Below are 12,019 nucleotides of genomic sequence, written 5' to 3'. Positions count from 1 at the left end.
ATTATCATTGTGTAATACCTACACAATGATAATTGTGCTTAATGATTAGTTATCATCTACGCAATTTCATGGTACTGGTATAAATTATTCAACCCGCGAATAATCCATAAACCAATTATATAAAACCAGATAACCATGAAGAAAAATTCTACATTTTGGGCTTTGCTGGCTCTTTGCCTGATGCCTGTATTGGGCTATTGCCAAAGCGGCGACGCCGTTACCGCAGGTGAAAACATAGCTGTAACCGGTACCGATAACGGGCAGGTGTGGGGCTACATTCACAACGGCACCTATAATTACAAAGGTATCCCCTACGCGCAGGCCAAACGTTTTATGGCTCCCGAAAAGCCAACAGCCTGGCAAGGCGTCCGTGCATCATTAGTTTATGGCGCAGTTTGCCCTATTGATGCTACCGCTACGGTTAATGATCCTATTGAGTTTGGCTTTCAGCACAACTGGGGATATATGAACGAAGATTGCCTTAAGCTTAATGTTTGGACACCCGGACTTAATGATCAAAAAAAACGACCGGTTATGGTTTGGCTGCATGGTGGCGGCTTTGCTGCAGGCTCGGCTATTGAATTGCCATCCTATGATGGTGAAAACTTAAGTAAAAAGGGTGATGTGGTAGTGGTATCTATCAACCATCGGTTAAACTTATTGGGTTTCTTAAACCTTTCGGCCTATGGCGATAAATATAAATCATCGGCAAATGTGGGCATGATGGATGTTGTTGCCGCGCTGCAATGGGTTAAGCAAAACATAGCCAGCTTTGGTGGCGACCCGGACAATGTGACCATTTTTGGTCAATCAGGCGGCGGCGGTAAGGTTACTACCTTAATGGCCGCGCCATCTGCAAAGGGTTTGTTCCATAAAGCAATTGTACAGAGTGGCAGCTATCAATCCAAATTTATGGATAATGAGGTATCAAAAAGGATAGGCGCCGCCATGCTGGAAGTACTTAATCTGCAACCATCACAAGTAGATTCCTTACAAACCATACCTTACGAACGCCTGAGCGCGGCGGCAAAAAAAGCCCTGCCAAAAGTTGCGCAGCAATTAAAGGCCGAGGGTAAACCGGTAGCTGGCTTTGGTTTAGGCTGGGAGCCGGTTAATGACGGCGTGTTTTTGCCCTATCAGCTTAACGACGCGGCAGCAATTGAACTATCAAAAAACATTCCCTTACTAGTAGGCTCAACCAAAACCGAGTTTATGGCTTCGCTTATTAACCCGGCAATAAGAAACTATTCCCTGGATGAAGTTAAAACCAACCTGCAAAAGAAATATGGCGATAAAACAGATACTTATATGGCCGAGGTTTTAAAATCCTATCCAGGAACCGTAAAGCCATCAGATTACCTGGATATTGACTTGGCTACATTCAGGCCGGGTGTTATCCGCCAGGCAAATGCTAAGGCCATTGCCGGGGCTGCGCCGGTTTATATGTATATGTTCACCTGGCAATCACCCGTTGCCGATGGCATGTTCAAATCTATCCACTGTATTGATATCTGCTTTGAGTTTGATAACATTAAACGATGTGAGGAAATTACCGGTGGTGGTAAAGAAGCTTATGCCTTAGCCACAAAGATGAGCCAGGCATGGGTTAATTTTGCCCGTACCGGCAATCCTAATGCCAAAGGGCTTCCTAACTGGCCTGCTTATACCGCCCAAAATGGGGCCGAAATGTTGTTTGATAATAAGCCCGAAGTTAAATTCCATCATGATGCAACATTGCTTCAAATGGCATCGGCAAAATAGATAATTAGCAAATTTTCAAAATACAAAAAAAACGGCCGCTTTAAAGTGGCCGTTTTTTTTGTATCACCGACTATACGAGTATTATTAATTGCCGCTTATTTAGGATAGGCTTTATTATTTTAACAAATGCGATTGTTTTTTTACCACAACGTAAATATTAATCGATGACAGTTGAATTTTGCAAATAAGCTAATTTTTACACAACAAAATTTTGTATGTTGCGTTATTAACCAAACAATTGAGCAGTATAGGCTACTTGTTTTGAATATTAACCCTAAAACCCTAACATTATGAACGCATCAGGAATCTCAAAATCCATTTATGTAACAGCTTACAGATGGAGTGCAAAAAATTTCGGACAAGGTGGCTTACCTAAGTTTAATTCCCTTTTTGGTGTAAGTTTCCTGATGATCTTATTATTAACCAATTTACTGGTGCTCACTCAGCTTTGTTTAAATCAAAAATGGTTTAACATCAATGCTACAACTGCTACCATTATGCTTTTGGCAACTACCGGCGTTTTATTGCTTAACTATTTTATACTGCTTAACAACGGCCGGTTTAAAAGATGGAATGTTGCATTTGAAAAACTGAGCAAAAACAACCAGAAAGTATGGTCGGTTATGTTGATGGTATATGCAGTGGTTTCCTGCGTATTTTTCCTTTTTGCTAACACAATATAATGATCAGTAACGGTATTTAAGATATTGATCTATAAAGTATTATTGACGTGTGCCCTTAAAATTAACCATCTGTTTATTTTAAGGGCATATTATTTTAAGGAATTCTGTATATTTTGCGGTACTATTATTTGATACTGTTAAATTGCATAAAACAACCATGAAAATTATCACAAAATTTACCTGGCTTATTGCCTTAATTATTTGCACCACCACGCAAGCACTATTCGCACAAACCAAAGCAGATGCTTTTAACCCCAAGGTACCTGTTACCTGGTTGGGAATTGATTTTTCGCAAATGAGATTTATTGGGTCTGAAGCCGCATATAAAGCCTCAGGCGAGCTGTTAAACTCTGAGTTTGTTAATAAATACATTCCGGCCTGGGCCAACCTGTTTATAACCGAACCCAAAACTTATAATGTTCCGCGTGCATCTCATCGCGATACTGTGCATTTTGCTTTTAAAGTAACCGAAGCAGCAAATAATGCCCTTAGTAAAAACTTTTTTACCGAAAACCCGAACGACTTTAGCACCCTTAAAGAAAAAGATATAGTTGAAGTAGTCAAGAACTACGATTTTCAGGGTCAAAAGGGTTTAGGCATGATGCTGATTGTAGAGGGCATGAGTAAAGCAACCCATTTGGCCGGTGCATGGGTAACCTTTGTAAATATGAACGATAAAACAGTATTGTTTACTGTTTATAAAACAGGCAACAGCCGAGGCTTTGGCTTCAGAAATTATTGGGCACACTCATGGTATAATATCCTGAAAGATTTCGCCAGCGATTTTGACAGCTACAAGAAAAAATAATTAACAGCAACGGCACCCAAAAGGGTGCCTTTTTTGTTTTTGGGCAGTTTTTTTGTAGATTTTAGAGAGTAATAGCCAAGTGAAAAAATAAATGCGTGCCCGCTTCCTACAACCGGGTTATTTTAATACACACATATTTTTACCACACAATTAAAAATATTTATCTTTCGCATTGATTAAACTTTATCATAGTGTTGGTTAAAACTTTTGGCAGTGCAGTTTATGGGATACAAGCTATCACTATAACAGTTGAGGTAAATATTGTGGCGGGCACAAAATACTTTATTGTGGACTTGCCCGATGTGGCCATAAAGGAAAGCTATTTCCGCATCGATTCGGCTTTAAAAAATTGCAATTTCAAAATGCCCCGCCAGCAAGTTGTAGTTAACATGGCGCCTGCGGATATAAAAAAAGAAGGTTCCTCTTATGATCTTACTATTGCTACCGCTGTTTTAGCCGCCTCCGGGCAGTTAGAAGCCGGGGAGCTTGATAAGTATATCATCATGGGAGAACTTTCGCTTGATGGCAGCCTGCAGCCTATAAAGGGGGCATTGCCTATTGCCATACAGGCACGCAAGGATGGCTTTAAAGGTTTTATTCTCCCCAAACAAAACGCCCGTGAAGCCGCCATTGTGAACGACCTGGAAGTTTATGGCGTAGAAAGCATAAAAGAAGTAGCTGGTTTTTTTAATGGCGATATTAAATTGGAACCGGTACTGGTAAATACCCGCGAGGAATTCTACGACAGCCTTTGCAATTACGACAGCGACTTTAGCGAAGTACGTGGACAGGAAAATATCAAGCGTGCTTTGGAAATTGCCGCTGCGGGTGGCCATAATGTGATATTGATTGGTCCGCCGGGGGCTGGTAAAACCATGCTGGCCCGCAGACTGCCTTCCATTTTGCCACCGCTGAGTTTGTATGAAGCATTGGAAACCACCAAGATTCATTCAGTAGCAGGGAAACTTGCTGCCGCGGATGCTTTGGTTACCATACGCCCCTTCAGGAGCCCCCACCACACTATATCAGATGCCGTTATGTTAATGTATCCTTCCGTATATTAGATTGTTAAATGATTAACAATATCAATATTTAATCAATTCATTCTTATGTCAGCCAAAAAAAAGAATAGAAAAACAATTGTATTACCGGAGAACCTAGGCATATATGTTAGAGTATCGACTGAAAAGCAAGCCGAATTTGGTATTTCTATTCAAGACCAAATAAAAAGAGGTTCAGAAGTAGCAAGAAATCTTAATTGGAAATTTGAAATTTTCGAGGATGCAGGTATAAGTGGAATGAAAAATGTTCGTGAAAGACCTGGATTAAATAATCTTGTTGATAAAATAAACCTTGGTGAAATAGGTGGAATTTATATAACAGATATTGATAGGTTAACGAGAGAAGTAACTAACGGCAGTCAATTGTTAACTTTTTTAAAAGACAATAATATAAGGATCTTTAGTGTAAGAGGTGAGATTAATCTTCAAGATGATACCGATTTATTCCAATCTAATTTGAGTATAGTATTTGCCAATTTTGAGAGAAATAAAATGGCAAGCCGTATCTCTAGAGCATTGGAAAGAAACGCTTTAGACGGAAAAGTTTCAGGCGGACCATTTCAACCTTATGGCTATAAGAAGGACAAAGATAAAATGCTTGTAATTGACGAAAAGGAAGCGGAAGTTGTCAAAATGATTTACAGCATGAGTTTAGAAGAAAATAAAGGGACAAAGATTATTGCTTTTGAACTCAATGAAAAAAATATACCTACCAAAAGAGGTAATTCTCCTAAACCTCATTTGAAAGTAAGGGGAGAAAGTAAAGCAATATTTAAATGGCGCGATGCCGTAATTTATAATATTCTTACGAACCCTATTTACAAAGGCGAAAGACATTATAAAGAACATATTTTAAAGGCACCCGCAATTGTTTCAGAAGATTATTTTGACATGGTTCAAAGAAATCTTAGTGAAAAAAATAAATTTAAAAATATTAAAGATGGTTATTTCTTCCTATTAAAGGGGCTAGTAAAATGTGGTAATACAGAATGTAAGGGAACTTTTTATGGAAGACAACGTGTTGATCTAAAAGACCATCAATACACCTGTGTAAGTCAAAGGTATAAGGCAGAATGGTGCGGAAACAGAGGCATTAATATAAAGACCTTAGATGACCTTATATGGGATTTAGTGTTAAGCCTACCTGAGCAAGTAGAACAATTTTTTAACAGGTTGATAAAAACGGAAAGTTATAAATTATCGTATGCGAAAGCAGCACAAGCTAAAGATAAGGAAAAGGAGACTGATGATAAAATGAATAAACTTATTGATCTCGGTAATATGATACCGAAGGATAAGTTTAAAGAGAGAATGGACAAGTTGATAGTTGATTTAGCTACAGCACAAAAAGATAAATATAAATATCTTAAAGAAGCACATTTACCAGATGAAAAAGGAAATATTTTAAAATTTATAAACGATTTTCTTTCTCCAACTAAGTCCGAAGGAATAACTAATATCGAAAAGCAAAAAATCGTTAGAGCTTTTATCGACTGTATTTATGTTACATGGAATCCTGAAACATCAAGGCACTGGATTATGGTAGATTATAAAATAGATGCTCTAAGTCAAGCCAAGCTTTCTAGAGATATAGAAATAGAATATGAAAAAAGAGGATGGCGTTTTGACAATAAAGGATTTATAAAACATAGTCTAGAAATAAGACAACTATGGGGTAATGATTTGTTTGAAGGCTTACACCCATCTAGAGCCTATATTACAGCTACTTAAGCGGCAATTACAACAGCTTCCATGAATGAGTCCAAAAATTCTTGATTAATCCCTCTTATGTTTCTTCGCTTACAAAGTGAGTAAAGTTCATTAACAGCAGAATATGGTAAAAATTTGGTGTTCAAGCTTTTAAATTGTGTCTTGTTTGCCTCTTGTATTACCTTTCCTCTATCATCGTCTGGAGCTACAATTATATAACTAGTTGGAAATGGAGGAAATAAGTCTTGAAAGTTTTTCATTCTTGAAAGGCCAGATGTTACACCAGTAGAATGTTCAACTTCAATCACAGCGGGCATTAGTTTTCCATTTTTAAACCAAATGCAGTCAATCAATAAGGCCGCTTTTATTGCATCGGCATGTGCTTTTAAAAGAGGTTCATTTTTTAGTGATTGTATTATACCATCGTATTCTATTATTCGCTTGCCATTGTAAATTATACCCTTATCATTTTGAGCAACCCAAGTTCTATAATCCAACTGCTTACCTATATTATAAAGAGCGATTTGCATAAGTGCGTGCGTTCTTTTTATGTCAGCATCAATTCCTGTAATCTCTCCAATACCTGAAGGGTCTGTAATAGTTAAAGCATCATAGGTGTCAACTGAGGCGGCCTCGCTGATAACAATATCAGTATTTATTAATCTGGTTACGCCAAGAGCATGTGTATCATCAGGTGTCCATATAATATGCTTGTGCCCGTGTTTAATAGTGGGGCTTCCACCGGTCATTTGTATTCTTCCTGGGTAACAGTATTGGAATTGTGGTGTATTTGCCAATAGAGCTTCTAATACACTTCTTGTATTGTAACTCCCCGCAAATAATCTATCAACATTTATAGGTTGATTAGGTATTAGGGCATTTGCAAGCCTCCAAATTTGTTCTTTAGAAATTGAAGCAGATTTAGCAGAGGATTCGTTTTCACCACTTTCTGGCTTCCAACGTTTTATAATTATAGGACCTTCCGGTAATTGGATTCGTTCTATTTTAATTACACCCGTATTTGAAGTATCTATATAATTATAGACATTGTTTTTGTTTAGTCGGTTGATTTCTCTTACTAGATTACTCGCTGTCAGCTGTGGCATACTTCTTTACTTTTGTTTTAATGATGTTATTCTTATTCAATAAGAAATCATAAATGTTTAAAGCCAATCCACGTGCGGCGACAAATGGAACACCATTACCAATTGTCTTAAACATATCGGTAAGCGTGATACTAGAAGGAATTACAAAATCTTTGGGTAAAGATTGAATTGCTAATGCTTCGGCAACTGAAATACGTCTTGCTTTATACGGGTGAAGATGAACCTCATTATTCCCATAGGCTGCAGTAGGTGAATAACGCCAACGGTGTAACCTTTTATAAGATTTTTTTAGATCATCCCCTTCATTAATTGTCAGAAATTTTGCCATACCATTTCTTGGAGTAAAATGATGGTTCCCATTTGGATGATTTAAAACATCGTTCTTATCAAACCAATACTGCACAGATAATTCTTTATTAATATCAGAAGGTGGTTCACTAATGCTGTCCTCTTTAAAAGGATCAGTTTTCGGCCAATTTGATGTCAAAATTGTTTTAGCGTCAAATGATTTGTTGTTCTCCCATTTAAAACTATCTAACAATTGCTCTTTACTTTTATCTAATCCCGTTCCTTTCAAGATACTTTTATGAAATCCAATAAGAATAATTCGTTGCCTATCTTGCGGTGCACCGTATTCAAGTGAATTTATTAGGTTTTCAGTTAAAAAATATCCAGCCTCTTTAAGCTTTACTTTTAAACTTTCAAAAAACTCCCTATGCTTAGATGTTCTATAAAGTCCTTTAACATTTTCAAAAAGGAAAAAATCAGGTTTAGTAGTGCATATAAGTTCAATGTAGGTTCCTGATAACTTACCATTTTCCCCGTGTTTTCCTTTATTCTTTCCTCCAACTGAAAAATCAGGACAAGGTGGACCACCAATAAATCCAATTGTTCTAGAAAGTTTCCTTTCATTGGAAATCATTTCCTTTAAACCATTTAGCTCCGTAGGTTTGAGATAATCTGTTATGTCCTTCACCTCATGGCCATATTTCGGTGGTTCAATTCCAATGTTAGTTCTCGCACCTTTATAAATGTCCATAAAGGCCTTATGATACTCGTTAACAAAAAGTGTTTCAAACTTTTCCGTTTTTTCAAATCCCAAATCCAAAAAGCCAGCTCCTGCAAAAAATGAAAAAATCCCTATCTTATTATCCATCTGTATTTATAAAGTCATGCAATTTAATACATCTATGACTATTTACCCAGAGGGTGGTCAAATAATAAAACTACATTTTTAGAGTGTAGGTTAAAATGTGGGCAATTAGCCTCGTAAATTTCCTTTGATTTCCTCCGAAGAGCAGCTTTTCCTCCTTAATTTTAGGAGAAATAAGTCAGTAGCTAAAATTGTTGAAGATGAAAATATTATATGTTCGTGTAAGTAGTTTGGATCAAAAGACAGACAGACAAAGAGTAAATGAAAACGATTTCAAAATGGTTGTAGAGGACCGATGCTCTGGGTCAATACCCTTTTTTTCTAGGCCTGGTGGATTAGAGATTAAAAAGTATTGTGAACAAGGCATTTTAACCTCATTATCAGTATTGCAGATTGATCGGCTTGGTCGGGATTTACTAGACATTTTGAATACCATAAATTATTTCAATGAAAAGAAAATTACCATCACATTCATTAGCCAGGGATTGACAACATTAAATGCAGATGGATTATCCAATCCAATTTCTAAAATGGTGATTTCAATGTTGGGGGTAGTTGGCGAAATTGAGCGTGTTCAAATTAAAGAACGTCAGCTAGAGGGTATAAGAATTGCAAAATTGAAAGGATCTTATACAGGTAGAAAGATTGGTAGTAAAGAAAGCTTACTTACTTTTTTATCTAAGGAGAAAAATAAAAAAGCATTCGATTATTTAAAGAAAGGCTATAAAGTTGGGGAAGTTGCCAAAATAACCGACCTGCATATCAACACCGTATCGAAAATTAAAAAGATAACAAATCAGTAAATGAATTAAAAGAATGGATAAACAACTACCCATTCTTTTAATTGAGTGTGCTAAAAATGAATTTGATTAGGTGAAATTTAAATCAATCAATTTATACAATATTTAAAATACATTAGTCTAAACTCCTCAATAACTCAATCGTATTATCTACAATCACAATCACATCATTTTGACTTTGTGCGTCTGCTATGGTGTTTTGAATGTCTTTTAAACTATCAAGTATGGGAACACCTTTGTGTTTTAATATTAAGGCGACTAATATAGTATCCAATATTTTCTTGCCCCGAACGGTGGTAGGTTCTTCAATAAATTCATTGTAAACATCCTGTGCTGCATACCCCCATGGGTCACCCCATTTACCACAATTGTCAAAGGCTTCACGCGCCAAACTTTCGTATCTGAAAGCTGGATCTTCATCAAAATCTGATATTCCCATAATTATTTTTCTGGTATGGCTATTTCATCATTAAGATTAAGGCCATTTTGAGAGATGAAACTCAATAGCCCAGTTATATTATTTAAGGCAATTTGCCATTCGTTGTGAGCTTTTTGATAATTACCAAAAATTGAAATATCAACAAAGCCATTGCCTTGATTGGTTATTTCTTCATCTGCTTTTACAACTTTGATTTGCTTTTCACTAGCGATTTTTCGGAGTGATTCTAAATAGGTTAGGTATGTCATAGGGCTACATTAATGATTTAAAATCCATAATTAAAAATATAATAACTAGTCGGCACTACTCACTATTCCAAAACCTTACGACCTATACAAGTATTATTTGACTGAATTGACTGAATACGTAGGTTCTGGGAGGTCTTCGTAAAAACGCGACTGAAGTGCATATATCAGATAAAATAATTCAAGGGAGAGGGGGATTTTAGATATATATCGTATCGTATAAAATTAATATGTAACCATGAAAATCAAACCAACACACATTAAAAAATTTGAAGCCTTTATCCAAGAGGCTAAAGACCCGAATGCTAAGAATACTGAGCAGTCAAAGAATGACAAGAAATCATCACAGGCTGATGAAGATGAAGAACCACAAAGTGATACTGATGATGAAGATGATATTGTTGCTGAAATGAAAAGATATTTCGCTCAAAAAGAAAAAAACCACCCTTACCTATGGAAGTCTGCTATTTAATTGATGGAAAGAAATATTTAGACAATTATCTATTGAGAAAAGAACTTCAATTAAATAAATCTGAAATACAAAAACTATTGGAAACCTATCCTTTGCCAAAAGATGAGATTGTTACCATTCAGAATAAAAGGTTGTTTTCTTTATCAGGTATAAAATCATTGATAGAAACATTATTGGAAAAGAATGAGCAAGAAACTAATTGATCTACAAAATAAACGAAGGATTAAATTAAAAGAATATAACGACACATTAACAAGCAGTTGGAAGAAGAAATTAAAAAGAATTGAATTACAAATAATAGACGGCCAAATTAACAGAGAACGACTAATACAGCAACACAAATAATGAGTTATCCAACTCTGGAATAAAATGGAAACAAAGAAATTAATTAATCATTCCTTTTGAATTGGTTGATTATGCCTTATAAAGAAATAACATATTAATAATGAGTAAGATTACACTATTAAAGAAATCTACAGATACTACTGACTATGTATCTGATATAACAAAAGCATTCACTGCCCTGTCAAAAAAAAATAGATTATACCACATAACGCTTGATGGAATACCAACGAAAAAAGTTGAAAATCTGAACTTTCAATTAACAAATAAGTTTTTTAACAAAATCAACAAAGTTCACCGAAACCCCTATGATCATTTAAACTATTTATTTGTGTTGGAATATGGAGGCATTATCTCCAAAAACAAAGTTTATAGCTCTAAGATAAATAATTTAGGCATTCATGCTCATTGTTTGGTTGATACGTCTTTATCAAAAGCACAATTAGAGTTTTATATTAATACCGTATTTGAAAGAATACCTGATTATAAAATTCAAAACATCAGTAACAGCACTACTAAAGACGGGTTACTTAATTATCTATTAAAGCAACACAAAACGCGAGTGATGACAGAAGAAAGCTATAACTACAAAATTTGGATTTAAATAAGAAATCCCCTAACACTCGCTGCTTGGGGATTTTAACCTAAACCTTATCACAATGCTAACAAAGAATGTTAGCTATGGAGGAACTAATATAGAAATTTATATTCCGATTTATGATTATTTCGTAATCGTAAAACCTGGGTCACCAGTGCCCTCAAAAGTAATGTCATCCAAGTTGATTTTAGGACTTCCTGTTTTTTGTATTCTGAAACGAACTTTAGTATTCGTAGTAATTTTAAACGAGGCTGTCACAAAGGTGAATATTGCTTTGTCAGTGCTAATGGTGTTGCCTACCTGATTAAAGGTTACACCGCCATTGGTAGACATCATGAGTTGTAAAGTTGTTGGGTAATTGTCGAAGCTAGAAGGATCATTGAAAGCATATTTAAAACTTAATTGTGTGATGCCAGTTACGTCAAACATCATCGTGATAGCACAATCACCGTAGTTCGTTCGGGCAGAGCTTTTCCCATTTTTAATATCGGCAGTTGCACTGCCAATAATAGCCTCATCAAAATTCCAAACACCCGAAGAAAGAGTAACATTTGCAGGGGCATAAGCGATTTTACTGCCATATTCAAAAGTTTCTGTCAAGGAGTATGGTTTAGGTTGTGTTGGGGTTACTGGGGTAGTTGTTTTAGTGGTGTCTGTCGTGGTAGTAGTATTAGTGGTATCAGTCGTGTTTTTTGTCGTTGTGATTATTCCGGGGAAAGTATACCACCATTCCGCTGCAAAAGGGGCCAGCGTTTTAAGGTGTAAATGAGCAGTCAAAACTCCATCACCACTAAGCAGTATGATGTGCAATAAACTTAGTGATTTTTCTTATTCCGCATAG

The 12,019-nt window shown here is 36.1% G+C and carries 13 protein-coding genes and 1 pseudogene; 9 read left to right on the top strand and 5 right to left on the bottom strand.

Annotated elements, in window-relative coordinates; genetic code table 11:
* Positions 1-135: 135 nt before the first annotated feature.
* The 5 genes and pseudogenes from Q0R88_RS22025 to Q0R88_RS22005 all read left to right on the top strand — a co-directional run bounded on the left by Q0R88_RS22025 (position 136) and on the right by Q0R88_RS22005 (position 6,044).
* On the top strand, positions 136-1,761 hold the full coding sequence (locus tag Q0R88_RS22025; protein WP_295720516.1) for a carboxylesterase family protein: 1,626 nt from the start codon (positions 136-138) through the stop codon (positions 1,759-1,761).
* Positions 1,762-2,051: 290 nt separating this feature from the next.
* On the top strand, positions 2,052-2,444 hold the full coding sequence (locus Q0R88_RS22020) for a hypothetical protein (RefSeq protein WP_295720514.1): 393 nt from the start codon (positions 2,052-2,054) through the stop codon (positions 2,442-2,444).
* Between the two features lie 157 nt (positions 2,445-2,601).
* Positions 2,602-3,252 carry a hypothetical protein gene (locus tag Q0R88_RS22015; protein ID WP_295720511.1) on the top strand — a complete coding sequence of 217 codons (651 nt, stop codon included), beginning with the start codon at positions 2,602-2,604 and terminating at the stop codon, positions 3,250-3,252.
* Between the two features lie 191 nt (positions 3,253-3,443).
* Positions 3,444-4,283 (top strand): annotated as a pseudogene (locus Q0R88_RS22010) (magnesium chelatase domain-containing protein); the annotation flags it as partial.
* A gap of 78 nt (positions 4,284-4,361) precedes the next feature.
* Positions 4,362-6,044 carry a recombinase family protein gene (locus Q0R88_RS22005; RefSeq protein ID WP_295720508.1) on the top strand — a complete coding sequence of 561 codons (1,683 nt, stop codon included), beginning with the start codon at positions 4,362-4,364 and terminating at the stop codon, positions 6,042-6,044.
* Here Q0R88_RS22005 and Q0R88_RS22000 read toward each other — a convergent pair.
* Together Q0R88_RS22000 and Q0R88_RS21995 are read right to left on the bottom strand one after the other, a co-directional pair.
* The gene (locus Q0R88_RS22000) at positions 6,041-7,129 is read right to left on the bottom strand and encodes a hypothetical protein (RefSeq protein ID WP_295720506.1); all 1,089 of its coding nucleotides are present in this window, start codon (positions 7,127-7,129) and stop codon (positions 6,041-6,043) included. The two genes, Q0R88_RS22005 and Q0R88_RS22000, sit on opposite strands and share 4 nt — an antisense overlap.
* On the bottom strand, positions 7,107-8,285 hold the full coding sequence (locus tag Q0R88_RS21995; protein ID WP_295720505.1) for a DNA cytosine methyltransferase: 1,179 nt from the start codon (positions 8,283-8,285) through the stop codon (positions 7,107-7,109). The genes Q0R88_RS22000 and Q0R88_RS21995 overlap by 23 nt, the downstream gene beginning before the upstream one ends.
* A gap of 197 nt (positions 8,286-8,482) precedes the next feature.
* On the opposite strand from Q0R88_RS21995, the gene Q0R88_RS21990 reads away from it, so the two are divergent.
* On the top strand, positions 8,483-9,085 hold the full coding sequence (locus Q0R88_RS21990) for a recombinase family protein (RefSeq protein ID WP_295720503.1): 603 nt from the start codon (positions 8,483-8,485) through the stop codon (positions 9,083-9,085).
* Positions 9,086-9,197: 112 nt separating this feature from the next.
* Here Q0R88_RS21990 and Q0R88_RS21985 read toward each other — a convergent pair whose 3' ends face one another.
* Together Q0R88_RS21985 and Q0R88_RS21980 are read right to left on the bottom strand one after the other, a co-directional pair.
* Positions 9,198-9,521, bottom strand: coding sequence for a hypothetical protein (locus Q0R88_RS21985; RefSeq protein ID WP_295720501.1), 324 nt, complete (start codon positions 9,519-9,521; stop codon positions 9,198-9,200).
* Between the two features lie 2 nt (positions 9,522-9,523).
* Positions 9,524-9,769 carry a hypothetical protein gene (locus Q0R88_RS21980; protein WP_295720498.1) on the bottom strand — a complete coding sequence of 82 codons (246 nt, stop codon included), beginning with the start codon at positions 9,767-9,769 and terminating at the stop codon, positions 9,524-9,526.
* Positions 9,770-10,004: 235 nt separating this feature from the next.
* Here Q0R88_RS21980 and Q0R88_RS21975 point away from each other — a divergent pair, with 235 nt between their 5' ends.
* The 3 genes from Q0R88_RS21975 to Q0R88_RS21965 all read left to right on the top strand — a co-directional run bounded on the left by Q0R88_RS21975 (position 10,005) and on the right by Q0R88_RS21965 (position 11,184).
* The gene (locus tag Q0R88_RS21975) at positions 10,005-10,238 is read left to right on the top strand and encodes a hypothetical protein (RefSeq protein ID WP_295720497.1); all 234 of its coding nucleotides are present in this window, start codon (positions 10,005-10,007) and stop codon (positions 10,236-10,238) included.
* Complete coding sequence (locus Q0R88_RS21970; RefSeq protein WP_295720495.1) at positions 10,220-10,441, top strand: hypothetical protein; 222 nt, start codon at positions 10,220-10,222, stop codon at positions 10,439-10,441. The genes Q0R88_RS21975 and Q0R88_RS21970 overlap by 19 nt, the downstream gene beginning before the upstream one ends.
* A gap of 242 nt (positions 10,442-10,683) precedes the next feature.
* A complete protein-coding gene (locus Q0R88_RS21965) occupies positions 10,684-11,184 on the top strand; it encodes a hypothetical protein (RefSeq protein ID WP_295720493.1) in 501 nt (166 codons plus the stop codon).
* A gap of 117 nt (positions 11,185-11,301) precedes the next feature.
* On the opposite strand, the gene Q0R88_RS21960 is transcribed toward Q0R88_RS21965, so the two are convergent.
* Positions 11,302-11,988 (bottom strand): hypothetical protein, encoded by a 687-nt coding sequence (locus tag Q0R88_RS21960; RefSeq protein ID WP_295720490.1) that lies wholly within the window; start codon positions 11,986-11,988, stop codon positions 11,302-11,304.
* Positions 11,989-12,019 lie beyond the last annotated feature (31 nt).

The organism is Mucilaginibacter sp. (genome assembly GCF_025362475.1).
Lineage (GTDB): Bacteria > Bacteroidota > Bacteroidia > Sphingobacteriales > Sphingobacteriaceae > Mucilaginibacter.
This window is presented reverse-complemented; position numbering and strand designations above follow the sequence as displayed.

What these genes read in the sequence shown, in the direction of transcription:
- Q0R88_RS22025 (WP_295720516.1), top strand. Translation starts at nt 136, where the DNA reads ATGAAGAAAAATTCTACATTTTGGGCTTTGCTGGCTCTTTGCCTGATG.
- Q0R88_RS22020 (WP_295720514.1), top strand. Translation starts at nt 2,052, where the DNA reads ATGAACGCATCAGGAATCTCAAAATCCATTTATGTAACAGCTTACAGA.
- Q0R88_RS22015 (WP_295720511.1), top strand. Translation starts at nt 2,602, where the DNA reads ATGAAAATTATCACAAAATTTACCTGGCTTATTGCCTTAATTATTTGC.
- Q0R88_RS22005 (WP_295720508.1), top strand. Translation starts at nt 4,362, where the DNA reads ATGTCAGCCAAAAAAAAGAATAGAAAAACAATTGTATTACCGGAGAAC.
- Q0R88_RS22000 (WP_295720506.1), bottom strand. Translation starts at nt 7,129, where the DNA reads ATGCCACAGCTGACAGCGAGTAATCTAGTAAGAGAAATCAACCGACTA.
- Q0R88_RS21995 (WP_295720505.1), bottom strand. Translation starts at nt 8,285, where the DNA reads ATGGATAATAAGATAGGGATTTTTTCATTTTTTGCAGGAGCTGGCTTT.
- Q0R88_RS21990 (WP_295720503.1), top strand. Translation starts at nt 8,483, where the DNA reads ATGAAAATATTATATGTTCGTGTAAGTAGTTTGGATCAAAAGACAGAC.
- Q0R88_RS21985 (WP_295720501.1), bottom strand. Translation starts at nt 9,521, where the DNA reads ATGGGAATATCAGATTTTGATGAAGATCCAGCTTTCAGATACGAAAGT.
- Q0R88_RS21980 (WP_295720498.1), bottom strand. Translation starts at nt 9,769, where the DNA reads ATGACATACCTAACCTATTTAGAATCACTCCGAAAAATCGCTAGTGAA.
- Q0R88_RS21975 (WP_295720497.1), top strand. Translation starts at nt 10,005, where the DNA reads ATGAAAATCAAACCAACACACATTAAAAAATTTGAAGCCTTTATCCAA.
- Q0R88_RS21970 (WP_295720495.1), top strand. Translation starts at nt 10,220, where the DNA reads ATGGAAGTCTGCTATTTAATTGATGGAAAGAAATATTTAGACAATTAT.
- Q0R88_RS21965 (WP_295720493.1), top strand. Translation starts at nt 10,684, where the DNA reads ATGAGTAAGATTACACTATTAAAGAAATCTACAGATACTACTGACTAT.